Source organism: Ichthyenterobacterium magnum, assembly GCF_003610635.1.
In the GTDB taxonomy this organism is placed as follows: domain Bacteria; phylum Bacteroidota; class Bacteroidia; order Flavobacteriales; family Flavobacteriaceae; genus Ichthyenterobacterium; species Ichthyenterobacterium magnum.
Genome location: NZ_RAQJ01000001.1, coordinates 56,560 through 81,399, shown reverse-complemented (window position 1 = coordinate 81,399; position 24,840 = coordinate 56,560). Strand labels below are relative to the sequence as shown.

Here is a 24,840-nt window from a genome sequence, read left to right as displayed (position 1 = left end):
CTTTTCTTTTTATTCTAAACATAGCATATTTGTTATGTTTTTATATTTAGATTAAGAACGTTGTTAGTACTCGTCCTCGTTCCAAAGATAATCTTCGTCTGTTGGATAATCTGACCAGATTTCTTCAATTGAATCGTAAGAGTCGCCTTCGTCTTCTATCGCTTGTAGATTTTCAACAACTTCTAAAGGAGCTCCTGTTCTAATAGCGTAGTCAATTAATTCGTCTTTTGTTGCTGGCCAAGGTGCATCACTTAAATACGATGCTAATTCTAATGTCCAATACATTTGTTATGCGTTTTAAATTTGTGCAAAAATAAAATTATAGTTCAAAAAGTCAAGAAAAAAACGTATTAATTATAAATAATTTGAAAGAACGTGCAATTTTTACTGATTTTTAAGCCTAGAACTCTAATATTTAGATCTGCAAATACTAATTAAGATTCTTTTTTAGGAATCCATTTTACTTCATCAGCTTGCAAGTCATAGGACAACTTTCGTGCCAATACAAAGAGGTAGTCAGAAAGGCGGTTTAAATAGGTGAGTGCTTCTGGTAAAAAAGGCTCTAAATCGTTGAGTGCACTCGCTAAACGTTCGGCTCTGCGGCACACACAACGTGCTATGTGACAGAATGACACAGTTTGATGGCCACCAGGTAAAACAAAATGTGTCATTTGCGGAAGTGACGCATTCATACGATCCATTTCATGTTCTAGTTTGCTAATATCTTCTTTAGAAATTTTTGGAATATTTAAACGCTCTTTCCCGCTTTTTAAAATTGCTTTCTCTGGGTCTGTAGCTAAAATTGCTCCTACGGTAAATAATCGGTCTTGAATATCAATGATAACATCTTTGTAGTGTTGGTCAATCTCTTGATCTCTAATTAATCCTAAATGAGAATTGAGTTCATCTACAGTGCCGTAACTGTCAATACGTATATGGTGTTTAGGTACGCGTGTACCTCCAAATAAAGCTGTTGTGCCTTTATCTCCTGTTTTTGTGTAAATCTTCATGTTATGCAAGTTAAAAGTTAAAAGTTAAAAGTTAAAAGTTTTTAAAATGAATTTTGAACAGTTTCAAATTCTATATTATACTCTAACTATAAAATGTTCTTTTGCTTGCTCTTTACGAAAGAATACAAATCCCCAAAAAAACGTATCAATTGTTAGTGTTACTTTGTGGTGTTGTTTAATAATTTCCCAAGCTTCTGCCATTTCTTTTGACCAATGTATATCGTCAAAAATAAACACTGAGTCGTTATGGGTTTGTTCTATTAATTGATTAAAGTAACTTAAAGTAGCTTCTTTTTGATGATTGCCATCAATAAAGACTAAATCAAAAATTTTATCTTTTAATAAAGGTAGTTCTTTCTCAAAAGTATTAACTCTAAAATCTATGGTATTAGAGTTAAGATTTTGTTGAGCAACATTAGAGGTTTCTTGACAGGCTTCAATGGTTATCACTTTTTTGCCATACCTTAAAGCCGAAGTACCTAAACCTACCGATGTACCTAGCTCTAATATCTGTTTAATAGATAGATAGTTAACTAAGCGATACAGTAATCTAACTCTTTTAGACGATGTTCCTGCTGTTTTAGCAATCTGTGATATTTTTCTTGAGTTAGACTTAAATGTTCTGCTGCCTGCTCCAGTGTCATTAACGGTAATAGTTTTATGATTTTTGTAAAGTGCTTCTCGGTATTTTTTTAAAGCTGAATATTCAGGGTAATTGTATTTGTCATAAAAGCATTTAGTGATTAGATGATATACAAAAGGCGAATGCACACCATGCTGATTTGTAGATTTAAAAAGAAACTTTATATATTCAATAATTTGATACACGTGACTAAGATTCAAATTTTTCTGAAAGTTCAAACCAGCGCATTTCTTTAGTTTCAATGTCATTAATTACTTGCTGAAGTTTATCTGATAGTTTTGTTATCTCATCTTGAGTTAATGTAGTATCATTAAATTGTTCTTCAAGGGCTTTTTTATCAAACTCTAAAGCTCTTATTTTGCTTTCAAGGTTTTTGTATTCCTTTTGTTCGTTGTAAGATAGTTTTTCAGCTTTATTAGTTTTATTTTTTTCTTCAGAGTTATTAACGACGTCATCTTTAGTTTTACTTACAGGCAGAACAGAAGCTTCATAAGTTCTGTAATCTGAATAATTACCAGGAAAATCTTGAACTTCACCTTGACCTTTAAATACAAATAGATGATCTACAATTTTGTCCATAAAGTAACGGTCATGCGAAACAACTAAAAGACAACCAGGGAAATCGAGTAAGAAATCTTCAAGAATATTAAGTGTTACAATGTCGAGGTCGTTAGTAGGTTCATCTAAAATTAAAAAATTTGGATTTTGAATTAAAACGGTACATAGATATAAGCGTTTTTGCTCGCCACCACTTAGTTTTTCAACATAATCGTGTTGCTTTTTTCCGTCAAATAAAAAACGTTCTAAAAGTTGTTTTGCACTTATTTGTCGCCCTTTTGTTAACGGAATGTACTCACCAAACTCTTTAATAACTTCAATGACCTTTTGTTGCGGTTTTATTTTAATGCCGCCTTGCGTGTAATAGCCAAATTTTACTGTGTCGCCAATAATGACTTTGCCAGAATCGGGTTGGATATTTTGGGTAAGCATATTAAGAAAAGTGGATTTTCCAGTTCCGTTTTTTCCAATAATACCAATACGTTCACCTTTTTTAAACACATATTCAAAAGCATTTAAAATGCTTTTGTCTTTAAATGCTTTTGATACTTTATGAAACTCGACAATCTTGCTGCCAAGACGTTCCATATTAATCTCAAGCTCGATTTTATGGTCATTTCTGCGTTTATGAGCACGTTTTTTTATATCTGAGAAATCATCAATACGAGATTTTGATTTTGTGGTACGCGCTTTAGGTTGGCGTCGCATCCACTCTAATTCTTTTTTAAAGAGTTGTTTGGCTTTACCGGTTTCTACTTGCTCTTGTGTAATGCGGGCTTCTTTATTTTCTAGGTAATAGCTGTAATTTCCTTTGTAAGTATATAGCTTGCCATGGTCAAGTTCAATAATTTCATTGCAGACTCGTTCTAGAAAATAGCGGTCGTGAGTTACCATAAACAAAGTAAACTTTGCTTTAGCAAAATATTGTTCTAACCATTCGATCATTTCTAAGTCAAGATGATTGGTAGGCTCATCTAAAACTAATAGATCGGGATTGCTAATTAATACTTGGGCTAATGCCAAGCGTTTAATTTGTCCACCAGACATTGTGCTTATTTTTTGGTCTAGTTGATCTAGTTTAAGCTGAAAAAGAATTTGTTTAAACTGAAGTTCAAATTCCCAAGCATTATGAACCTCCATTTGTTCAAATGCTTTTTGATAAGCATCTTCATCTTCTGGATTTTGTAATGCTTTTTCGTAATCACCAATAATTTTCAGTATAGGTAAGTCTGAATTGAATATTGCAGATTCTATGGTTAAGTTTTTATCAAAATCTGGAGATTGTGATAAAAAAGCAATGCGTAAACCATTACGCATAACAATTTGTCCTGCATCTGGAGTGTCTTTTCCAGATAAGATATTTAGTATAGAGGTTTTGCCACTTCCATTTTTTGCAACAAAGGCAATTTTATCATCTTTATGAATGCTAAATGATAAATTAGAGAAGAGTTCTAATTCGCCATAAGCTTTTGAAATATTTTCGACAGTAAGGTAGTTCAAAGTGTTTTTTTACAAATAACGTAAATAAACCAAAAAAATAGATAATAGTTTTGATATTCCTAGTGATAAACTATATTTGTGAAGCAACAAGCGCCTTAATATGAAAAGCATTTTATTGGTTACAGTATTGGTAATAAGTGTATTATTAACCTCTTGTATTCCTTATAAGGATACGCTTTATTTACAAAACAAAGGAAAGGCTTTAGATTCTACACAAGTTCTCGTTGAGCAACAAAAAGCATATCGTGTTCAAATTAACGATATATTAAATATTAGAGTAAAAGTTTTAGATCAAGATAATGTGTCAATTTTTAATCCAGTTGGCGAAGGTAATTTAAATGCCTCTAGTGAAGAACGTGCATATTTTGATGGCTTTACTGTTGATTTACACGGTAATATTAGAGTACCTACATTAGGGACTTTAAATGTATTAGGTTTTACTACAGAGGAAATCGAGAAGATGATTGAAGAGAAACTTCTTGAAGAGCAATTTAAAGCAACAGCAAATATTTTTATTACAGTTAAGTTGGCTGGTTTGAGGTTTACTGCTAATGGAGAGGTTGGGAATCCAGGAACTATAACCATATTTCAAGAACGCGTTAATATTTTTGAAGCTATTGCTAATGTTGGCGAAATTCCAGTAACAGGTAATAAGAAAGATGTATTAATAATCCGGCAATATCCACAAGGTCAAGAAATTCATCATTTAGACATGACCGATGTTGCTGTTATGAATTCACCTTATTATTATATACAACCTAATGATATTATTTATGTTAAACCCCTAAAGCAAAAATCTTTAGGCACCGGGACAACTGCTGTGCAAACTATGGGTACTATTGTATCTGTTTTAGGTTTGATTACCACAACTATTCTATTAATAAACAGATAGTATTATGTCAGACTATGATTTTCAGGATATAGATGCTAACGAAGCAAGAGGAATGACTTTTGACTTTAAGGGATTTTTATTTAAAGTCTTAAACCTATGGAAGCTTGTTTTATTAAGTATAGGAGTTGCTTTGATAGTTGCCTATTGGGTTAATATTAGAAAGCAAAATATTTATCGTTTAGATTCTTTAATAACTGTAGAGAGTGAACAAAACCCATTTTTTACTGCAAATACAAGTATTTCATTTAATTGGGGTGGCGTTTCTGGAAAGACAGGAAAAATTATGACTTCTATAAAAACGAGAACTCATAATGAAAAGGTTGTAGACTCCTTACAATCTTATATGAATTTTTTGGTTCAAGGGAAATATCGATTAGTAGATATATACAAAGATGCTCCTTTTAAAGTTCTTATAAATACCGAAAAGGGACAGTTGTTAAATCAACCCATAGGAATCCGGTTTTTAGATGAAACCCATTTTGAGTTGTTTCTTAATTTTTCGTCTGGGAGCAGACAAGTTCAACGGTATTTAGACAAAGCTAAATATAGCGTAACTGTGCCAAAAGGTGCTTTTAAACAAACTTACCAATTTGGGCAGCCAATAGAACTCTCATTCTTTTCTGGAACGATAACAAAAAGAGAGCGAAAAAAAGTGTTGCCTAATTCTGAGTTTTTTATTCGGTTTTCAAATTTTGATGGTATAGTTAATGCTTATAAAAACGCTATTAAGATTGAGCCTTTCTCTAAGCAATCGTCCTCTGTTTTAAAATTATCTCTTATTGGTAATAATAAAGCTAAAATTGTTGATTACCTCAATTGTACTACTGCAATTTTAAGTAGAACAGAATTAGAACGTAAAAATTTATATGCTTCAAATACGATTAAATTTATTGATAGCAGTTTAAATGCTGTGAATTTGAATTTAAAAGGTGCTACTGATGAGATGAATGCTTTTAGAAAGCAGAATAAAATATTTGATGTTAGTCAAGAAATGAAGCTAGTAACTGCGAAACTTAAAAAATTTGACGTACAAAAAGAAGCTGAAAACACTAAAATAGATTATTTAAATTCGTTAGAAACCTATTTAAAAACTAAAACAGATTATACAAAAATTGCAGCTCCAACCTCAGTAGGTATAGAAGAGCGTAACATTTTATCTAGTGTTTCTAAAATAACAGGTTTAGCCATCGAGCGTCAAAATTTAGAGTATACCGTAAAAGAAGGTAATGTGCTTTTTAAGGATATTGATAGAAAAATTGAATCTGAAAAAAATGTGTTATTAGAAGTGTTAGATGGTACTAAAAAAACCATACGCCAATTATTAAGTACAATTAATGCAAACATTTATAAGCTTGAAGCTCAATTAACTGATTTGCCAGAAGAACAACAAGAGTATTTAAAAATACAGCGCCAAATGAATATAAGCCAAGAGGCCTATGATGTGTTTTTAGCTAAACGTAGTGAAGCTGCAATTGTAAAGGCAGCAAATGTATCTGATATTGTGGCCATTGACGAGGCTAAAGATATTGGTGGCGGATTGATTGGTCCTAACAAGAGCCTTAATTATATGATGGCGCTTATGATAGGATTTTTTGCGCCTTTGTTTATGATTTTTGTTATTTTCTTATTAGACAATACCATTCATGGGTCTGATGAAGTAGAACGCTTATCTAAAATACCAATTCTCGGTTTAGTTGGTAAGTATAATTATAAAAACAATTTAGTTGTTTATGAGAAACCAAAGTCTGCCGTTTCAGAATCATTTAGATCTATACGTTCTAGTTTGCAGTTTATTTATAAAAAGCAAGCTCAAGATGGTTTAGGACGTACCTTAATGATAACTTCGTCTGTTAGTGGAGAAGGTAAAACATTTTGTTCGATAAACATAGCTACAGTATATGCACTTTCGGGTAAAAAAACAATTCTATTAGGACTCGATTTACGTAAACCAAAAATATTTGGAGATTTTAATATAGGTAATGATAAAGGCGTTGTTAATTATTTGATAGGAGAAAGTGATTTAGAAACAATTAAATATAAAGCTCATATTGAAAATCTTGATATCATTCCATCTGGACCAGTACCGCCTAACCCATCTGAGTTATTAATGGGAGCATCTATGAAAACACTTATTGACAAACTTCGTCAAACTTATGATATGATTGTTCTTGATACACCACCTTTAGGTTTGGTTACAGATGCCTTAGAGTTAACTCAATATGCAGATGCATCCATATTTATGGTGCGTTTGGATTATACAAAAAAAGGCATGTTATCACTCATCAATGCAAAACATAAAATTGGAGAAGTAAAAAACATAAGCTTTGTGCTTAACTTTTACAAACACAAAACAAACCATAATTACGGTTATGGTTATGGCTACGGCTATGGTTATGGCTACGGTTATGGCTACGGTACTTACGGTAGTGCTTACCATGAAACCGATGAAAAACCTTCAATACTATACCGTTTAAGACGCTTTTTAAAACGTTTGTAATTTGATTACTTCTAAGGAACTCAGCTTAAAAAGAACATTTGATTTGGTTTTGAGCCTTTTACTTTTGCCACTATTGTTGCTGCCTATTTTTCTACTTGTTTTTATAGCAACACTAGATACAAGACAGTTTGGTTTATTTATGCAAACTAGAGTTGGACAACATGGAAAGCTTTTCAAGATTTTAAAAATTAGAACTTTAAAAAAAGGCAAACATCTATTGGGGACCTTAGCATCTAGAGCAACTACTATTGGGTACTTTTTAAGAACTTCTAAGTTGGATGAATTACCTCAATTATTTAATGTTATTCTTGGTGACATGAGTTTTGTTGGACCACGACCAGATTTGCAAGGCTTTGCAGATATCCTTAAAGGACAAGATAGAGTGATTTTAAAAGTGAAACCTGGTATAACAGGACCAGCAACCTTAAAATATAAGGATGAAGAGTATATTTTATCACAACAACTTGACCCTGAAACATACAATAGAACGATTATTTGGACAGATAAGGTTGAAATCAATAAAAAATATGTGCAGAATTGGAGTTTTTATTTAGATTTGAAGTATATACTTAAATCGATAGTTAATTAAATGGCTAAAAAAGATAAAATTACAATCATAGGCTTAGGGTATGTAGGTTTGCCCTTAGCAGTAGAGTTTGCAAAAAAGTTTCATGTTGTTGGTTTTGATATCAATCAAAAGCGTATTGATGAGTTAAAACAAGGTATAGACCAGACCTTAGAAGTTGAAGATGATAATTTAAAAGCTGTTTTGGTTAATACTACTGATGCAGATCAAGGTTTATTTATTTCTAACTCTTCTAGTGATATTGCAGACTCTAACATTTACATTGTTACAGTGCCAACACCTACAGATGCTTTAAATAAACCCATATTCACCCCTTTAATTAAGTCTAGTGAAAATGTTGGTCGAGTTTTAAAGCAAGGTGATATTGTTATTTATGAATCTACAGTATATCCTGGTGTTACAGAAGATATATGTGTGCCTATTCTTGAGGCAGAATCGGGGTTAAAATTTAATATTGATTTTTTTGCTGGATATTCTCCAGAACGAATTAATCCAGGTGATAAAAAACATACAGTTACTAAAATACTAAAAGTAACCTCTGGCTCTACACCAGAAATAGCAGATAGAGTAGATCATTTATATAAGTCTATAATAACCGCAGGAACGCATAAAGCACCATCCATAAAAGTTGCAGAAGCAGCCAAGGTTATCGAGAATTCACAACGTGATATTAATATTGCTTTTGTTAATGAGCTTTCAAAAATATTTCGTCTTTTAGATATTGACACCAAAGCCGTTTTAGAGGCAGCAGGCACCAAATGGAATTTCATTAATTTTACACCAGGGCTTGTTGGTGGGCATTGTATAGGTGTAGACCCTTATTATTTAGCACAAAAAGCTATTGAATCTGGATATAATCCAGAAATTATTTTAGCAGGACGAAAAATGAACGACAGTATGGGAAGTTATGTTGCTCAGGAAACCGTTAAGATGATGATAAAAAAGGGAGCAACGATAAAAGGCGCAAAAGCTTTAGTATTGGGTATTACGTTTAAAGAAAACTGTCCAGATATTCGAAACTCAAGAGTAATAGATATTATAAGGGAGTTTCAAGCCTATCATGTTGATGTAACTGTTTACGATCCATGGGCTTCAAAAGAAGAAGTAAGCCACGAGTATGGATTAGAATTATTAACTAAAGCCGCTGCGTTAGAAACTTCATATGAAGCTATTGTGTTGGCTGTATCTCATAAAGAATTTTTAACACTCGATTTAAAACAATTAAAATCTGCAGATGGTGTTATTTTTGATGTCAAGTCTTTATTTCCAAAGCAGATAGTAGATGCAAGATTATGATGTACACTAATATATATCACGATACAAACGATTTAAGTAAGCTGTCTTTTCTAGTTACAGGTGGTGGAGGTTTTATAGGCTCTAACCTTGTAGAATACTTATTAAAGTATAATGCTAAAAAAGTAAGAGTGCTAGATAATTTTTCTAATGGTCATCGTGAGAATTTAGAGGCATTTGCAAGCAATCCATCTTTTGAGTTATTAGAAGGCGATATAAGAGATTATGAAACCTGTGTTAAAGCTATAGATGGAATAGACTATGTGTCTCACCAAGCGGCACTTGGATCAGTACCACGATCCATTAACGATCCAGCGACTACAAATGCTGTAAATATTTCAGGATTTTTAAATATGATGATTGCTTTAAAGGAATCAAAAACGGTTAAACGTATGGTTTATGCTGCATCAAGTTCTACTTATGGAGATAGTAAAACGCTTCCTAAAGTTGAAGAAAATATAGGGCATCCATTATCACCTTATGCCGTCACAAAATACGTTAACGAATTGTATGCTGATGTATTTGGTAAAACTTACAATACTGATGTTATAGGCTTACGCTATTTTAATATTTTTGGGCCAAAACAAAGTCCAGATGGTGCATATGCTGCGGTTATTCCGTTGTTTATGCAAGCTTTAAAAGATAATATACCACCAAAGATTAATGGTGATGGCGAGCAAACTAGGGACTTTACTTTTGTAGATAATGCAATTCAAGCCAATGTAAAAGGTTTTTTTGCATCAAAAGCGGCTAGTAATCAGGTGTTTAATATTGCCTGTGGTGAGCGTATAAGTGTAAATTACCTGTGGAATGCTTTAAAAGATGCTGCCGGTTCAAGCCTAGCTGCTAATTATGGTCCAGAACGACAAGGTGATGTACGCGATTCTTTAGCTAATATATCTAAAGCAGAACATCTTTTAGGCTACCAGCCTCAGTTTACCGTTAGAGAAGGTTTAAAAGTAACTTGGGATAGCTTTATCTAAACTCTGCCTTGTTTTAAAATAAATACTTTCTGTTTATAGATTTGATTATCAATGTATTTTACTATATTTAAATCGCCTTTGTGATTTAACGTAATACTACTTGACCTCAAAATGTTTAGGGCTTAATAGTTTTCTATTAAGAAGTCTAACCTAAATTTTGTATAGATGTCAAACATTTTAATTACTGGAGGCGCAGGTAATATTGGTAGTGCATTGGCTGAACAGTTATCGGTTAATAAAAACCATACTATAGTAATTGTCGATAATCTATTAACAGGTAGTTTAGACAAAATTCCAAAGTACGATACTGTAAAATTTATTAACGCAAATATTAATAAGTATGAAGATGTTGTGCCTATTTTTGGGCGTTATGATTTTGATTATGTGTTTCATTTTGCAGCAGTAGTAGGTGTAAAGCGTACTTTAGAACACCCAATTTTGGTTTTAAATGATATAGAAGGCATTAAAAACGTACTGTCATTATCTAAAAACTCTGGAGTAAAGCGTGTGTTTTATTCTAGTTCTTCTGAAGTATATGGCGAACCTTTTGAAATACCTCAAAATGAGAATACCACACCATTAAATTCGAGATTGCCTTATGCTATTGTTAAAAACGTAGGCGAGGCATTTTTTAGATCGTACCAAAAAGCCTATGGTTTAGACTATACTATTTTTAGGTTTTTTAATACCTATGGTCCACATCAAAGTGAAGATTTTGTAATCCCTAGGTTTATAAAAGCGGCATTAAAAAATGAGCCTATAGAGATTTATGGTAGTGGTCTGCAAACACGTTCCTTTTGTTATATTAACGATACCATTCACGCTTGTGTTAACACCATGTTACAAGATGCTTATGTAAATGATGTTTTAAATGTAGGTAATGATAAGGAAATTACCATACTAGAATTGGCTCGAATTATAAAACGAATAACGCATTCAAGCTCAGACATTATACATTTACCTGCCTTAAAAGAAGGCGATATGAAACGTCGATGTCCAGACATTTCTAAAATGAAAGCCCTTTTAGATAGAAGGTTAACTACATTGGATGAAGGCATCATCAATCTCATTCATTTGCATAAAGAGCACTCTACCGTTTAGTACGTATTTTGTGCCAATAAATATTAGGAGTGCATCTGTATTTATTTTATTTTAGAACCTTAAATCTATTGTAAGCCTTTTTATTATTAGCTAGGAGTGTAATGATTTAGTATAAAACCATTGCTTTTTTTGGTAAAAAGACGCCTTAATGCTGTATTATAATGGAAATGCCTAATACTACCCAAACGACTATTAATCATAATAAGTTGCACTATGATGCGCAATACAAGGCGGTTAATATTAAAGCGATATTACAAATATTAAATCATGTAGACCGTTATTTAAAAGCAGCTACGAGATCGGATATTAGTTGGGTTGGTATGTATGCTAACGGATTTAAAGAGCGTATTAAAGGTAAAACTATTTTGGAGTTGGGTTGTGGCGATTGTGTTAATGTGGCTATTATGGCTGCTTTAGGGGCAAAGGTTGTTGCAAATGATATATCTGATCGTAGTGGTACTATCATAGCTGCGCTTAACAAAAGCTATCCTTTTAAGCATAACATCACGTTTATTAGTGGAGACTTTACAAAAACTAATTTGGAAGCACAATGTTTTGATTTTGTTATAGGAAAAGCTTTTTTACATCATCTCACCTTAGATTTAGAATTTGAAATATTAAAGTTAGTTTCTCGCGTTTTAAAACCAGATGGAGAAGCTCGTTTTTTTGAAACTGCAGTAAATAGTAAGGTTTTAGATGAGTTGCGTTGGGCGGTGCCTATGAATGACCGTCCATCAAAATGGTTACAGCCAAAAGCCTTTAAAGCATGGGAAGCCGCAGATCCACATCCGCCACGAGATAATAGCTCCCGCCATTATAAGAATGTTGGCAATCGATTGTTTAGATCTGTAGATATACTCCCTTTAGGGATTTTTGAACGTTTTTGCAGGATGTTGCCAGTTAACAAAAAGCATGCAGGTCGTTTTAAGCGTATTGCATTAGAGCTAGAAAAGGTGTTACCAAAAGGTGTACGTTGTTTTGGAGCTAGAAGTCAAGTTGTTATATATAGAAATTCTAGATTTTAAGGTGCAGTATTTTTTGATGTATATCTATGGTTTTAAAAACGATATTTACTCTATATACTACACTCAAAATTAACTGTATGAGCTACTGGAAATTTCTAATGCATTTAGTATATTAGCTCCAATCAATATAGGATTAGTTTAAAGTATCTATGGCGTTAGAAACTCGCATTTATCAAAAACAGCGTACTCTTAAAATTGGTACGCTTTTAAAAGCCAGTTTGCAAGATATGTATCAATCTCGTTTTTTGGCTCGACAACTAGCAAAACGCGATATTACTGCTCAGTATAGACAATCGTACTTAGGTATAGTTTGGGCTTTGATAACACCAATAGCAACTGCTTTTGTTTGGATTTTTTTAAATAGTAGTGGTACTATTAAGTTATCTGATACAGGTATACCTTATCCGGTTTATGCATTTTCAGGGACTTTAATATGGTCTGTTGTTGTAGCGTCTATTAACTCACCTATTCAAAATACCAATGCTGCTAAAGGTATTCTTAGTAAAATTAACTTTCCTAAGGAGGCTTTGATTGTGTCTGGTATTTATAAGTTATTATTTGATAGCTCTATTAAGGTTTTACTCTTAGTTTTATTTGTATTTTTTTATGGCGTAGGCTTTCATTGGAGTTTGTTATTGTTTCCTGTTGCCATTTTAGGTGCTATCCTTTTTGGGACTACCCTTGGCTTGTTTGTAACACCTATGGGGTTGTTGTATAAAGATATAGGTAAGATTATTACTTTTGGGATGCAGTTTTTAATGTATGTTACTCCTGTGGTATATGCGATACCAAAAAGCGGTATGATGCAAAGTATTATGACGTGGAACCCTATAACACCTATTGTTTTAACAGCACGCGATTTGGCAGTTGGTTTAAGCCCAGAATACTTAACTTATTTTTTAGTTGTTTTAGCTGTTTGTGTGCCTTTGTTGTTTATTGGTTTGGTTATTTATAGAATTTCAATCCCAATTATTGTGGAGCGGTTGAGTGCTTAGGATGATGAAATTGAGTTTAAAGTGAATAGTGGGAATATGGAGAAGAAGAAAGAGGATAAAATAAAGAAAAAAGAGTTTATAAATAGATATGTTTGATACGCAGCACATAGCAGCAAGTGAGGAAGTTCTAGTAAAAGTAGAAGGCTTGGGCAAGAAGTTTTGCAAAGACCTTAAAACAGGCTTGTGGTATGGTGTCAAAGATTTGGTAAGTGGTGTGCGTGGGAGTACTCAGGGGAGTGAATTACGATCTAAAGAGTTTTGGGCTGTTAAAGATGTTAGTTTTGAGTTGCGTCGTGGTGAGTGTTTAGGGCTTATTGGCCATAATGGCGCAGGGAAATCAACCTTGTTAAAAATACTAAACGGCTTGATTAATCCTGACGAAGGCAAAGTCACGATTAAAGGTCGTGTGGGTGCGCTAATAGAACTAGGCGCAGGTTTTAATCCTATTTTAAGTGGTCGCGAAAATATTTATAATAATGGTGCAGTTTTAGGTTTTAGCCGACACGAAATAGATGAAAAATTAAACGCCATAATTGAATTTGCTGAGCTAGAAGAATTTATTGATATGCCAGTACAACATTATAGTTCTGGAATGAAAGTGCGTTTAGGTTTTGCAGTAGCCGCTCAAATGGAACCAGATGTACTTATTATAGATGAGGTATTGGCGGTTGGGGATTTAGGATTTATTTTAAAATGCTTTAAAGCTATAGATACTGTTTTACCTAATACAGCAGTTATTTTTGTATCTCATAGTATGCCAATGATATCTAGAATTTGTAATCAAATTATTTTATTGAGTAAAGGTAAAACTGAATTTCAAGGCGAAAATGTATCTAAAGGTATAGATTTATATTATAATTCTTTTTTAACAAATGAAGACTCAGATGTTGTTTTTACTGATAATTCTTTAGAATTGATTAGTGCTACTTTAGAAAATGCAAAAAGCGACAATGGGATTTATAAAATTAATTGGGGAGACACGATAAACTTAAAGTGTACAATAAAAAATGTAAACTTAAATAAAACACCATTTTTAAGTTTTGCAATTTATGATAAAGAACAAAGATCTATAGCAGAGATAATACCTTTAAAACAAATTACAAAAGAGATAGAACACAATACAGAAATTGAATTCCTTATTGAAATTAAAAATATAAACTTATCAAAGGGAGTTTACAATATAACGTTTAGTGCTTCCGAAACATTATCTAAAAATATTTTTTATAAAGTACATAAGGCAATAACCTTTCAAGTGAATCATGACCTCCAAATTTGGAACCCTTATTTGATCGATTCAGAATTAAAATATGTTAATTAAATAGCATGAGTAACTTTAAAAAGGCACTTTATAAAAAAATTAGATATTCCATTAATAATAATTATGGAATTGAAAACTATGATGAATATAGGTTTGGAGCTTATGAATCAAAAACAAATGATTCTAAAAAGCATAATGTAAGTTTGAAGAATTTAAAAAAGGTAATAAAAAAAACTATAGGCTATCATGCTGAAATTGAGTTGTATTATAAAAGAGCAGATGAATTTGTTGAAGATTACCTACACGGAATATATTCCCTTTGGGACATTATTTCTAAGAAAGATAAAAAATTATTAATTAGTTTAATTGCTTATAGGTTATTGGGCTTTAAAAAAGTCAAATTACCACGTAATAATGTACTATATTGGAATGCTATTGAACAGGCAAAAAAATTATCCAATTCAAATGATACGTATGACCCAAATTTCATGCATTTTATTCTCGAAAAGTTTGATTTAGAGCCTATTGATTATGATATTAAATTATATTTTTCTGAAATAGGGATAGCTATTGATTATATCATTGAACAGTATGCTTATAAAATTAATGATAAAGATATTGTAGCTGTTGAAAATGATGATGTTGTTTTGGACATTGGCGCATGTTGGGGAGATACAGCTCTATATTTCGCCCATAAGTCTGGCGATAATGGAAAAATATTTTCATTTGAATTTATTCCCAACAACATTAAACTGTTCAATATCAATACATCCTTTAACCCTATGTTGCTAAAGAGAATTGAATTAATTCAACTACCTGTTTCAAAAAAATCGGAGGATACCATTTATTATATGGATAATGGACCTGGGAGTAGAGTTGAACTTAAACCATTTGAAGGTCAAACAGGTAGCTGCAAAACTATTTCAGTAGATGATTTTGTAAAATCAAAAAATCTTAAAAAAGTAGATTTTATAAAAATGGATATAGAAGGAGCTGAACCAATGGCACTTGAAGGAGCTATTGAAACCATTAAAACTTTTAGGCCTAAATTAGCTATAGCAACTTATCATAGTTTTGACGACTTTGTGAATATACCTAATTGGATTTTGGACTTAAATTTAGGTTACGAAATATTCTTAGGTCATTATACGATTCATTCTGAGGAAACAATATGTTTTGCTAAACCAAAAAATTACTAAATGATAAATGTTACTAAAACATTTTTACCACCACAAGAGGAATATCAAGCTATTTTAAAACAAGCTTGGGATATTGGTTGGATAACTAATAGAGGTGTATTAGTAAAAGAACTAGAAGAAAGGCTAAAAAAAAAATTACAAGTTCCAAACATCATTGCAACCACCAACGGGACATTGCCATTACAAATTGCCATTAAAGCCTTAGGGTTAACAGGAGAAATAATCACCACACCCTTTAGTTATGTTGCTACTACAAGTAGTATTGTTTGGGAAGGTTGTACACCAATATTTGTTGATATTCACCCAGAATATTTAACGATTGATGAAACAAAAATAGAAGCTGCTATTACCACAAAAACTACAGCTATTTTTGCAACTCATGTTTTTGGAAACCCATGTGATGTCAAAGCCATTGAAGTCATTGCAAAGAAACACAATTTAAAAGTAGTTTATGATGCGGCACATTGTTTTGGAGTTACTTATAAAGGTCAGTCCATATTTAATTATGGTGATATAAGTACTTGTAGTTTCCATGCCACTAAGTTATTTCACACAGGAGAAGGAGGCGCTATGTTTACCAATTCAAAAGCAATACATGATACTTTATTTTATCATCACAATTTTGGACATCAAGGACCGGAAAGTATTCAAGGTATTGGTGTTAATGCCAAAATGAGTGAGTTGCAAGCTGCAATGGGATTAGCTGTATTGCCATATATTGAAGATGTTATAGATAAAAGAAAGGCTATTTGTGAAGCTTATTCAAGTGCATTTAGTAAGACAGAATTGCAATCACTAAAAATTAGAAAGAATACTAATTGGAATTATAGTTACTTTCCTGTAATTTTTAAAAACGAAACTCAATTATTAAACGTAAAAGCAGCTTTAGAAAAAGAACAAATTTTTACAAGACGTTACTTCTATCCTAGTTTAAATAATTTAGACTATGTAAATAAGGTTTCTCAGCCAATTTCTGATACGATATCTAAACGAGTGTTATGCTTACCTTTATTTTATGATTTGCCTATAATTGATGTCAATAAAATTATAGCATTAGTATTAAAGCAATTATGAAAGTAGCAATAATGCAGCCCTACATATTTCCATATATTGGCTATTTTCAGTTAATAAATGCAGTAGATACTTTTGTGTTTTTTGATGATGTAAATTTTATAAAAAAAGGATTTATAAACAGAAATAATTTATTAATTAAAGGAGAAAGATCTCCATTTACAATCTCTTGTAAAAAAATAAGTCAGAATAAATTTATTAATAAAACAGAATTAAATTTTGACTCGAAGGAGATCTCAAAATTACTCTTCACTATTAAGCATAATTATAATAAAGCACCATATTTTAAAAATATTTATCCATTATTAGAAAACTTTTTTTGTTTAGATAATAAAAAAACTATTTCAGTTATGGCAGCAGAAAGCACAATGCTTGTTGCAAAATACTTAAACCTAAATACAACATTTAAATATAGCTCAATATCTCATCACGATTCTATTTCTTTAAAAGGAGAAAACAGAATAATTACAATTTGTAAAAAAGAAAAAGCTATCCAATATATTAATCCAATAGGTGGTGTTGATTTATATGAAAAACCAAAGTTTAAAGTTCATAATATAGATTTGAACTTTTTAAAACCCAATGCAATACCTTATAAGCAGTTCAATAATGATTTTGTACCTTGGTTATCAATTATAGATGTTTTAATGTTTAATTCTATAAACAGCGTTAAGCAGTTACTTAATAATTATGAATTATTATGAAAGAGGATGGTTATAAAAAGATTGTTAAGCATTATGAGAATTGTTTAAAAAAGCATGGAGATACGCATCTTGGTGTCGATTGGCCTAAACTGGAAGATGTTGATAAACGTTACGAAGTAATGGTTGATATTATTAGAATTAATAATGATTCTGATAATAAAGTGTCACTGCTAGACTTTGGCTGTGGAACAGCACATCTTTTTGGTTTTTTGGACAGAAAAAACTATCATAACATTAGTTATATAGGTTTAGATATTTCACAAAAATTTATTGATATAGCAAAAAATAAATACCCAAATAGTACATTTTATTGTGTTGATATTTTAGATTCTAATAAAAGTATTCCAAATTTTGATTACGTAATAATGAATGGCATATTTACAGAAAAAAGAGAACTTTCTTTTGATGAAATGTGGAACTATTTCACAAAATTAATTGCAGTTATTTATAGCAAAACAAAAAAAGGTTTTGCATTTAATGTGATGTCTAAAACTGTAGAATGGGAAAGAGACGATTTGTTTCATGTTTCTTTAGATGCATTAAGTGATTTTTTATCAAAAAAATTAACAAGAAATTTTATTATTCGTAATGATTATGGGTTATTTGAATATACAGTTTATGTTTTTAAAAAATAGTTTGGATGGCTAAAGTTATTATTTTTGGAATTCAAGACTTTGCTGAATTAGCACATTATTATTTAGAGCATGATTCTGAGCATGAAGTTGTTGCATTTTGCTTGCATAAAGCATATATGCCAGAAATTAAGCTATTTAGAGGCTTGCCCATAGTTGAATTTGAAAATGTAGAAACAAGTTATCCACCTTCAAAGTTTGAGTTCTTTGCCCCAATGTCTCCCAAAAAAATGAACAAGATTAGAGAAAAAGTTTACTTAGAAGCTCAGCATAAAGGATATAGTTTTATAAGTTATATTAGTTCTAAAGCAACTGTTTTTGATAACCAAATTGGAGATAATTGTTTTATTTTAGAAAATAATACCATACAACCTTTTACTAAAATAGGAAATAATGTAATTCTTTGGAGTGGTAATCATATAGGACATCATTCTGTTATTAAAGATCATGTTATGTTTACATCTCATGTGGTTTTATCTGGTCATTGTATAGTTGAGTCTAATTGTTTTTTTGGAGTAAATGCTACCATTAGAGATGGCATTGTTTTAGCAGAAGGCAGTTTAGTAGCAATGTCGGCTTCTATAACTAAAAACACAGATGCTTGGGGTGTTTATGTAGGTAATCCTGCTAAAAAATTAGAGAGTAAAGACAGTTTAGAGCTAGATATATGAAGTGGATTAAAAAAGGATTAATCTTTAATGTTGATGGTCAATTTGAATGGAATAAAACACATGCGCAATGTCCAGTGGTTGATAAGCTCAACGATGAGATTTGGAGAATCTATTACGCTACCAGAAATATAAAAGGTCAAAGTCAAATAAGTTATATAGAAGTTGAAGCAGGTAACCCAAATAATATCTTATATCGAAATGATAAGTTTCTTTTTGATTTTGGAAATATTGGCACTTTTGATGATAGTGGACTTATGCCTTCGTCAATCATCAAATATGGAAATTTAAAATACCTTTATTATATAGGTTGGACAGTTAAACAAACTGTTCCTTACCATAATTCAATTGGATTGGCTGTAAGTGAAGATGATGGAGTGACTTTTAAAAGACAATTTGAAGGTTCGATTTTACCATCAACACATTTAGAACCTTATTTTACTGGAACTTCTAATGTAGTTATTGAAAATGGTACATGGAAAATGTGGTATTTGTCATGTGTAAAGTGGGAATTTATCGATTCAAAATTAGAACCGTTTTACCATATTAAGTATGCTGAGTCAAAAGATGGAATAAACTGGAAAAGGCAAGGTGTTATTGCTATAGATTTTAAAAATGAAGAGGAAGGCGGGATTGTAAGTGCTTCAGTATTAAAAGAAGATAATATCTATAAAATGTGGTATGGCTACAGAAAAGCAAAAGGTTATAGAATAGACAAAAATTGCTCATATAGAATTGGATATGCTGAGTCTATAGATGGTATTAAATGGTCAAGAAAAGATGCGTTGGTAGGTATTGACATATCTGAAAATGGCTGGGATAGTGAAATGATGTCTTACCCAAATGTTATTGAACATAATAACAGTAAATTTATGTTTTATAATGGCAATGGCTTTGGTGTTACAGGGTTTGGTTATGCAATATTGAATTAACTAATAAAATGGACAAAATATTTTGCATAGGATTTCCAAAAACAGGAACTACGTCTTTAGAAGAAGCATTAACGATTTTAGGATATAAAACTTGTAAAGGTCATTATGATAATAATCATACAAACTATTTAATAGGGTTATATGTTAATAATGATTTTGAGGAAATTGATAGACTTATCAATTATTATGACGCTTTTACTGATTTACCTTGGGGAGGTACAGACTTATACAAATATTTAACTACAAAATATCCTCGCGCAAAATTTATACATACACAAAGAGAAGTAGAGTCATGGTATAGTTCGTTGTTAAAAATGTTAACAAAGTTTGATTCTAATTTGAATACAGCTTTGAATGTCTTTCATTCTAAAGGAAGATATGGGGTAGTTTATTATTTAAAAAAAATAATTAATATTACAACTTTAGAGAATACTAAAGAGCATATTCAGAGTTATTATTTGGAATCAAACAAGGAATTAATGACACATTTTGATAATAATGATTTTCACTACTTACCTATGAATTTATTTAAGAATGATGGATGGGATACTTTATGTGCTTTTTTAAATAAACCGATACCAGAGACTAAGTTCCCTCATGCTAATAAGGCGGAAATTCAAAAAAAAGAATTATTAGTTGTAGATTCTAAAAATAAATCTTTAGTTCTTAAAACAAAGACGGTATTAAAAAAAATGTTTGGAAATTGAATAAATTTGAATCAAGTTTGACTGTAGCTATTTGGATGGTCACGTATAATCATGAGGCATATATTAAGCAAGCTATAGAGTCTGTTTTAATGCAGAAGACGAACTTTAATTATAAACTTTTCATCGGTGAAGATTGCTCAACTGACAAGACTGCTGAGATATGTAAACAACTTAAAAAAAGGTATCCAGATAAAATTTATTTGATTTTAAATCAAAAAAATTTAGGGCCTTCAAAAAATGCCAAACAGATATATGATTTGTGTTTAAAGAGTGATGCTAAGTATATTGCTATGCTCGAGGGAGATGATTATTGGACAGACCCATTAAAATTACAAAAACAGATTGATTTTTTGAAGAAGAATGATTCGTTTTCTGGTAGCTTTCATAATACAATGAGTACAAATGAAAGTGATGTTAATACTAGTTTTGTACCTTGGAGAGTTTATAATAAAGAAGTCTATAATTTAGATGATACTATTTCAAAAATAGCTTTATTTCATACTAGTTCTTTTGTTTTTAGAAAAAATGTAGAGTTTATTCCTGATTGGGTTTTGAAGGTACAAAGTGGCGATATGGCATTGTTTGCTATTATTGCATCAAAAGGGAGTCTTCATAGAATTGATGAATACATGAGTGTATACAGAAAAAATGAAAAAGGAATTACAAACCATATTACAAAAAAGGCATATCATAAAAGCAGGATAGTATTACAGTTACATTTTAAGGAAAATTTTAATGTTAGTGTTCATCAAAAAATAGATGATATTATAAGGTTTCATACTTTAGAATTAAATAAACTTAGTAATAGTACTTATAAGAAACTTAAAAATCTATTTAAATTTTAATCATGGGTTTGAGACAATTCATAAATGTAAAATTGACAAATGATTACAGGACTATATGGTATTGCAAAAAAATAAGAAATGAATATCGCAATTTTTACACCAAATCAAAATCCATATTCTGAAACCTTTATTCAGGCACATAAAAATTACCTAAAGGGCAATGTGTTTTATTATTATGGCGTTGGTGAACATATAAAGATAGAAGGTCACCAACTATTGAGAACAGGTGTATCTGCCTTAATACAAAAAATAAAGCGTAAGGTTTTTAAAAAACCATATCATTATCTTTGGACAAATGCAATTATTACATCTTTAAAAAAGCACCGTATTGATAGCGTTTTAATAGAGTATGGTACACATGCTTATCATTTGCTGCCTGTTTTAAATATATTGAATATACCAATTGTGGTACACTTTCATGGTTATGATGCTAGCGTGAAGCATGTGATAGAACATTGTAATTATTATAAAGATGTTTTTGCTCTTGCCCATAAGGTCATTGCGGTTTCAAAACCTATGGAACAAATGCTTTTGCAACTGGGATGCCCTAAGGCTAAATTGGTTTATAATGTGTATGGGCCTCAGCCTGAGTTTTTGGAGGTTGAAGCAACGTTTAGTAAGCAACAGTTTATTGCTATAGGCAGATTTACTAATAAAAAAGCACCGTATTATACTATTATGGCCTTTAAAGAGGTGTTGAGCAAATACCCAGAAGCCCTATTATTAATGGCAGGAGATGGTGCGTTGCTTAATGCTTGTAGAAACTTAGTAAAGCATTACAACATAGAAAGTAATGTAAAGTTTTTAGGTGTTATTACACCAGAAGCGTTTCGAGGTTATTTATCTGAATCTCTTGCCTTTGTACAGCACTCTGTTACCGCCGATAATGGTGATATGGAAGGGACACCTCTTGCTGTTTTAGAAGCCAGTGCAGCAGGTTTGCCTGTGATTTCTACATACCATGCTGGGATACCTGATGTGATACTACATAAAGAAACAGGCTTGCTTTGTGAGGCGCATGATGTTGCTACAATGCGTGAACATATGTTAAGCGTATTGAATTCTACTGACTATGCTAAGCAACTAGGAGTGGCAGGTAGAGTACGAATTAAAACGTATTTTTCTTTAGAGCGGCATATAAAAAAGCTTGACAAAATGCTTATAATTTAACTAAAAAGCTAACTGATAATGTATTTAATTAAAAAAATTATAAAGAAAGTACTTCCGAAAAGCTTGCTTTATAGCTATTATAAGTATAATAGCTATAAAAAGAATAACGCTCATGTTGGTACCGGTGTAGAGTGTACTATTTGTAAATCTCAATTTAAGTATTTTCAAGCGTATGGATTGGTTAAAAGGCAAAATGCAAGGTGTTTTACTTGTGGTTCTTTAGAGCGGCATCGATTACTTTGGACATATTTTGAAGAAGAGTTAGATTTTTTAAGAAAAGGCACTAAAATTAAAATGCTACATTTTGCGCCAGAAAAAATGTTTTATAATCATTTTGATAACATGCAAAATGTAGCGTATATACCTTGTGATTTAAACCCTGAGGAATATAATTATGCAGGTAATACAAAAACTATGAAAGTTGATATCACAAAGATTCCCTTTAAAGATGAAACTTTCGATTTTATTATATGCAGTCATGTTTTAGAGCATATTCCAGATGATAAATTAGCTATGAGCGAGCTTTTTAGAGTTATGAAAAAAGGAGGCACTGGCATATTTCAGGTTCCAATTGATTACAATAACGAAGACACCTATGAAGATTTTTCTATTACAACACCAGAAGGTCGAGAGAAAGCTTTTGGACAAAATGACCATGTAAGACTTTATGGTAGAGATTACAAAGACAGATTAAATGCTGTTGGTTTTAAAGTTAAAGAGGATGATTACGTTTTAAAGTTTTCAAAAAAAGAATTGAAAATGTATGGTTTTATACCTTCAGAACTCATTTATAATTGTACTAAATAGTAAATTGATGTACTAGGTTTTACTTATAATAGTGAGCATTAGTATATTTATTGCAGGAACTTTTAGAGACCGCTTAGGAGCTAGAGCATTTTATGTTATAACAAAGGCAAGTAAAAATATTACTTGCCTTTGTGTTGTAGTAGCACTAGACTACTTCTAGTAACTGTAAGGCATTAAATGCACCGTTGTTAAGAGGGTATTGTGTGCCGTTAATTTCCTGATAGAATGCTACTTTTAAGAAGAAGTACGCTTGCCCTGTACCTGCTGGTGTTGCAGGCGATAAGGTTACGGTTGTAGGTGTTAGGTTGATGGGCAGGTTAACACTTGCACTTAACTCTATGTCCTTTTCGTCTGTTGCCATATCTAGGTTTAGAAAGCCGCTACTAAAGGTTACATGTGTTGCACCTTCAGGCGTGCCTAATTGTTGTCTAGGTACTAAATCTGTAATAACAATTTCACCATTTGTGGTATTTAGGGTAAAGTTAGTGAGCAAAACACTTTCTAGCACAGCATTTTTATTGAAGTCGAAATTTTTTAACCATGCTTTACCTGGTGCTGTTGCCAAGCCAATGGCTACGGTACGTAAGCCACGTGGCGATGTTACATCTTCATTTTTAACACGACTCATGGTTTGTGTTAATCTGGATGTGACTCTTGGGTCTTTTGCATCGTACATAAGTGCAGTTACGGCTCTTCTGAGGTATTTACCACTGGTTGCAGAATTGGCAAACTCGGCATTGTTTTCTCGAGTTCGTACAAACGAAGGGTCGTTTTGAATACGGTTTTTACTGATACCGCCTTTGGTTCTTACTAGATAGCCATCTTCGCCTTTGTAAAATGTTAAATCATCTAGTGTTCCTTCAAACTTGATTAGGCTTTTAACTTTTGCCATAATTTAAGATTTGTGATGTAGTAATAATGTACATCTGGTTAAATAAAATAATTTGGGTGCCTTGGTATTTTATGATTTGGTTACTTACGTATGAGCTTTTAAGTGCTCGTTTTACTCATTGAAATACCTTGTGCAAGGACTAATTTAGTTTTATGTTTTTTGCAAAATTTTTTATTTTTAGGATAATGGTATTTTGTTCTTTATGTTTCTTGTTTTTGGAAAATGGTGGTGCTTTTTTATGAATTTTTCTGTTTTATGGTGTTTTGTTGGTTGTTTTTTTTGTGTTGTTTCTATGGCTTATGTATGGCTTAGGTATGGCTTATGTATGGCTTAGATATAGCTATGGTATGGTTGATAGTTAATGGTGTATTGTGATGCATTTAACTTTAATGTTCTTGATCGTTTTTGGGTTGTGGTTATTTGGAATGCTGTTTTGATTGGTTAGTGTAGAAACATAATTTGCATAATTGCTGTAATTTTTATAGATTTATTGTGTAAACAATTGTTAGGTAGTTATTTAAGACTTGTTTACTCTCCTAAAAATTACAATTAACTGGTTGCTTTTTTTGAACTATTTATTAATTGTATTATGAGTCCGTTATTTTTATATACGGCTGATATTATGTTTTTAATGAATGTTTGTGATAAGACAGCGTTACAAACAATTAAAGACATTAACAGTCATTTTGAATTACAGCCTAATTATTTTGTAAGTATTACTGCGTTTTGTAAATATTTTATGATGGAGCCCAATAATGTGCAAGTTGTTTTATCTGCTAAAGGAAAATAATTTGTATTGGTTTGCTAATAAATGTTTATTTAGGTTTTATGCACTGCCTTTAAATCTGTATTTTAGAGCTCTAATTATTATG

Annotated in this window: 25 protein-coding genes; 20 read left to right on the top strand and 5 right to left on the bottom strand. The window is 31.6% G+C overall.

Annotation, left to right across the window (positions count from 1 at the left end; genetic code table 11):
• Window positions 1-63: 63 nt before the first annotated feature.
• The 4 genes from BXY80_RS00385 to BXY80_RS00370 form a co-directional block, all read right to left on the bottom strand.
• Window positions 64-285, bottom strand: a complete 222-nt coding sequence (locus BXY80_RS00385) for a DUF2795 domain-containing protein (RefSeq protein ID WP_010177336.1) — start codon at window positions 283-285, stop codon at window positions 64-66.
• 149 nt (window positions 286-434) lie between these two features.
• A complete protein-coding gene (locus BXY80_RS00380) occupies window positions 435-1,010 on the bottom strand; it encodes a cob(I)yrinic acid a,c-diamide adenosyltransferase (protein WP_120199245.1) in 576 nt (191 codons plus the stop codon).
• A gap of 75 nt (window positions 1,011-1,085) precedes the next feature.
• Complete coding sequence (locus BXY80_RS00375; RefSeq protein ID WP_245977126.1) at window positions 1,086-1,853, bottom strand: O-methyltransferase; 768 nt, start codon at window positions 1,851-1,853, stop codon at window positions 1,086-1,088.
• Window positions 1,843-3,711: an ABC-F family ATP-binding cassette domain-containing protein gene (locus BXY80_RS00370; protein ID WP_120199243.1), complete on the bottom strand. Its 1,869-nt coding sequence runs from the start codon at window positions 3,709-3,711 to the stop codon at window positions 1,843-1,845. Before BXY80_RS00370 ends, BXY80_RS00375 begins: the two co-directional genes overlap by 11 nt.
• A gap of 100 nt (window positions 3,712-3,811) precedes the next feature.
• Here BXY80_RS00370 and BXY80_RS00365 point away from each other — a divergent pair, with 100 nt between their 5' ends.
• The 19 genes from BXY80_RS00365 to BXY80_RS00275 all read left to right on the top strand — a co-directional run bounded on the left by BXY80_RS00365 (window position 3,812) and on the right by BXY80_RS00275 (window position 23,076).
• Window positions 3,812-4,603: a polysaccharide biosynthesis/export family protein gene (locus BXY80_RS00365; RefSeq protein WP_120199242.1), complete on the top strand. Its 792-nt coding sequence runs from the start codon at window positions 3,812-3,814 to the stop codon at window positions 4,601-4,603.
• A 4-nt stretch (window positions 4,604-4,607) separates the two neighbouring features.
• A complete protein-coding gene (locus tag BXY80_RS00360) occupies window positions 4,608-7,100 on the top strand; it encodes a polysaccharide biosynthesis tyrosine autokinase (RefSeq protein WP_120199241.1) in 2,493 nt (830 codons plus the stop codon).
• 1 nt (window position 7,101) lies between these two features.
• Window positions 7,102-7,689 (top strand): sugar transferase, encoded by a 588-nt coding sequence (locus tag BXY80_RS00355; RefSeq protein WP_245977124.1) that lies wholly within the window; start codon window positions 7,102-7,104, stop codon window positions 7,687-7,689.
• Entirely contained in the window at window positions 7,690-8,982 is a 1,293-nt protein-coding gene (locus BXY80_RS00350; RefSeq protein WP_120199240.1) for a nucleotide sugar dehydrogenase, read from the top strand. It begins immediately after the preceding gene.
• On the top strand, window positions 8,982-9,962 hold the full coding sequence (locus BXY80_RS00345; RefSeq protein ID WP_120200309.1) for an SDR family oxidoreductase: 981 nt from the start codon (window positions 8,982-8,984) through the stop codon (window positions 9,960-9,962). The genes BXY80_RS00350 and BXY80_RS00345 overlap by 1 nt, the downstream gene beginning before the upstream one ends.
• A gap of 165 nt (window positions 9,963-10,127) precedes the next feature.
• A complete protein-coding gene (locus BXY80_RS00340; RefSeq protein ID WP_120199239.1) occupies window positions 10,128-11,063 on the top strand; it encodes an NAD-dependent epimerase/dehydratase family protein in 936 nt (311 codons plus the stop codon).
• 167 nt (window positions 11,064-11,230) lie between these two features.
• The gene (locus BXY80_RS00335) at window positions 11,231-12,088 is read left to right on the top strand and encodes a class I SAM-dependent methyltransferase (protein ID WP_120200308.1); all 858 of its coding nucleotides are present in this window, start codon (window positions 11,231-11,233) and stop codon (window positions 12,086-12,088) included.
• A 149-nt stretch (window positions 12,089-12,237) separates the two neighbouring features.
• On the top strand, window positions 12,238-13,083 hold the full coding sequence (locus BXY80_RS00330) for an ABC transporter permease (protein WP_120199238.1): 846 nt from the start codon (window positions 12,238-12,240) through the stop codon (window positions 13,081-13,083).
• 88 nt (window positions 13,084-13,171) lie between these two features.
• Entirely contained in the window at window positions 13,172-14,401 is a 1,230-nt protein-coding gene (locus tag BXY80_RS00325) for an ABC transporter ATP-binding protein (protein ID WP_120199237.1), read from the top strand.
• 5 nt (window positions 14,402-14,406) lie between these two features.
• Window positions 14,407-15,540: an FkbM family methyltransferase gene (locus tag BXY80_RS00320; RefSeq protein WP_120199236.1), complete on the top strand. Its 1,134-nt coding sequence runs from the start codon at window positions 14,407-14,409 to the stop codon at window positions 15,538-15,540.
• Complete coding sequence (locus BXY80_RS00315; RefSeq protein WP_120199235.1) at window positions 15,541-16,614, top strand: DegT/DnrJ/EryC1/StrS family aminotransferase; 1,074 nt, start codon at window positions 15,541-15,543, stop codon at window positions 16,612-16,614. It begins immediately after the preceding gene.
• Window positions 16,611-17,315: a WbqC family protein gene (locus BXY80_RS00310; protein WP_120199234.1), complete on the top strand. Its 705-nt coding sequence runs from the start codon at window positions 16,611-16,613 to the stop codon at window positions 17,313-17,315. The genes BXY80_RS00315 and BXY80_RS00310 overlap by 4 nt, the downstream gene beginning before the upstream one ends.
• Window positions 17,312-17,950 carry a class I SAM-dependent methyltransferase gene (locus BXY80_RS00305; RefSeq protein WP_120199233.1) on the top strand — a complete coding sequence of 213 codons (639 nt, stop codon included), beginning with the start codon at window positions 17,312-17,314 and terminating at the stop codon, window positions 17,948-17,950. The genes BXY80_RS00310 and BXY80_RS00305 overlap by 4 nt, the downstream gene beginning before the upstream one ends.
• A 5-nt stretch (window positions 17,951-17,955) precedes the next feature.
• Window positions 17,956-18,618: an acetyltransferase gene (locus BXY80_RS00300; RefSeq protein ID WP_120199232.1), complete on the top strand. Its 663-nt coding sequence runs from the start codon at window positions 17,956-17,958 to the stop codon at window positions 18,616-18,618.
• A complete protein-coding gene (locus BXY80_RS00295) occupies window positions 18,615-19,547 on the top strand; it encodes a glycoside hydrolase family protein (protein WP_120199231.1) in 933 nt (310 codons plus the stop codon). Before BXY80_RS00300 ends, BXY80_RS00295 begins: the two co-directional genes overlap by 4 nt.
• A gap of 8 nt (window positions 19,548-19,555) precedes the next feature.
• Complete coding sequence (locus BXY80_RS00290; RefSeq protein WP_120199230.1) at window positions 19,556-20,254, top strand: sulfotransferase family protein; 699 nt, start codon at window positions 19,556-19,558, stop codon at window positions 20,252-20,254.
• Window positions 20,251-21,099: a glycosyltransferase family 2 protein gene (locus tag BXY80_RS00285; protein WP_147376087.1), complete on the top strand. Its 849-nt coding sequence runs from the start codon at window positions 20,251-20,253 to the stop codon at window positions 21,097-21,099. Before BXY80_RS00290 ends, BXY80_RS00285 begins: the two co-directional genes overlap by 4 nt.
• A gap of 78 nt (window positions 21,100-21,177) precedes the next feature.
• Window positions 21,178-22,269 (top strand): glycosyltransferase family 4 protein, encoded by a 1,092-nt coding sequence (locus BXY80_RS00280; RefSeq protein WP_120199228.1) that lies wholly within the window; start codon window positions 21,178-21,180, stop codon window positions 22,267-22,269.
• Between the two features lie 18 nt (window positions 22,270-22,287).
• Entirely contained in the window at window positions 22,288-23,076 is a 789-nt protein-coding gene (locus tag BXY80_RS00275) for a class I SAM-dependent methyltransferase (RefSeq protein ID WP_120199227.1), read from the top strand.
• A gap of 145 nt (window positions 23,077-23,221) precedes the next feature.
• Here BXY80_RS00275 and BXY80_RS00270 read toward each other — a convergent pair whose 3' ends face one another.
• A complete protein-coding gene (locus BXY80_RS00270) occupies window positions 23,222-23,968 on the bottom strand; it encodes a hypothetical protein (protein ID WP_120199226.1) in 747 nt (248 codons plus the stop codon).
• A gap of 589 nt (window positions 23,969-24,557) precedes the next feature.
• On the opposite strand from BXY80_RS00270, the gene BXY80_RS00265 reads away from it, so the two are divergent.
• Window positions 24,558-24,758 carry a hypothetical protein gene (locus BXY80_RS00265; protein ID WP_120199225.1) on the top strand — a complete coding sequence of 67 codons (201 nt, stop codon included), beginning with the start codon at window positions 24,558-24,560 and terminating at the stop codon, window positions 24,756-24,758.
• The last annotated feature ends 82 nt before the right edge of the window (window positions 24,759-24,840 follow it).

Coding starts and splice junctions, on each gene's coding strand:
- BXY80_RS00325 (WP_120199237.1), top strand. CDS start 13,172: ATGTTTGATACGCAGCACATAGCAGCAAGTGAGGAAGTTCTAGTAAAA.
- BXY80_RS00290 (WP_120199230.1), top strand. CDS start 19,556: ATGGACAAAATATTTTGCATAGGATTTCCAAAAACAGGAACTACGTCT.
- BXY80_RS00270 (WP_120199226.1), bottom strand. CDS start 23,968: ATGGCAAAAGTTAAAAGCCTAATCAAGTTTGAAGGAACACTAGATGAT.
- BXY80_RS00300 (WP_120199232.1), top strand. CDS start 17,956: ATGGCTAAAGTTATTATTTTTGGAATTCAAGACTTTGCTGAATTAGCA.
- BXY80_RS00305 (WP_120199233.1), top strand. CDS start 17,312: ATGAAAGAGGATGGTTATAAAAAGATTGTTAAGCATTATGAGAATTGT.
- BXY80_RS00275 (WP_120199227.1), top strand. CDS start 22,288: ATGTATTTAATTAAAAAAATTATAAAGAAAGTACTTCCGAAAAGCTTG.
- BXY80_RS00330 (WP_120199238.1), top strand. CDS start 12,238: ATGGCGTTAGAAACTCGCATTTATCAAAAACAGCGTACTCTTAAAATT.
- BXY80_RS00360 (WP_120199241.1), top strand. CDS start 4,608: ATGTCAGACTATGATTTTCAGGATATAGATGCTAACGAAGCAAGAGGA.
- BXY80_RS00315 (WP_120199235.1), top strand. CDS start 15,541: ATGATAAATGTTACTAAAACATTTTTACCACCACAAGAGGAATATCAA.
- BXY80_RS00310 (WP_120199234.1), top strand. CDS start 16,611: ATGAAAGTAGCAATAATGCAGCCCTACATATTTCCATATATTGGCTAT.
- BXY80_RS00380 (WP_120199245.1), bottom strand. CDS start 1,010: ATGAAGATTTACACAAAAACAGGAGATAAAGGCACAACAGCTTTATTT.
- BXY80_RS00340 (WP_120199239.1), top strand. CDS start 10,128: ATGTCAAACATTTTAATTACTGGAGGCGCAGGTAATATTGGTAGTGCA.
- BXY80_RS00335 (WP_120200308.1), top strand. CDS start 11,231: ATGCCTAATACTACCCAAACGACTATTAATCATAATAAGTTGCACTAT.
- BXY80_RS00385 (WP_010177336.1), bottom strand. CDS start 285: ATGTATTGGACATTAGAATTAGCATCGTATTTAAGTGATGCACCTTGG.
- BXY80_RS00295 (WP_120199231.1), top strand. CDS start 18,615: ATGAAGTGGATTAAAAAAGGATTAATCTTTAATGTTGATGGTCAATTT.
- BXY80_RS00265 (WP_120199225.1), top strand. CDS start 24,558: ATGAGTCCGTTATTTTTATATACGGCTGATATTATGTTTTTAATGAAT.
- BXY80_RS00345 (WP_120200309.1), top strand. CDS start 8,982: ATGTACACTAATATATATCACGATACAAACGATTTAAGTAAGCTGTCT.
- BXY80_RS00320 (WP_120199236.1), top strand. CDS start 14,407: ATGAGTAACTTTAAAAAGGCACTTTATAAAAAAATTAGATATTCCATT.
- BXY80_RS00350 (WP_120199240.1), top strand. CDS start 7,690: ATGGCTAAAAAAGATAAAATTACAATCATAGGCTTAGGGTATGTAGGT.
- BXY80_RS00365 (WP_120199242.1), top strand. CDS start 3,812: ATGAAAAGCATTTTATTGGTTACAGTATTGGTAATAAGTGTATTATTA.
- BXY80_RS00280 (WP_120199228.1), top strand. CDS start 21,178: ATGAATATCGCAATTTTTACACCAAATCAAAATCCATATTCTGAAACC.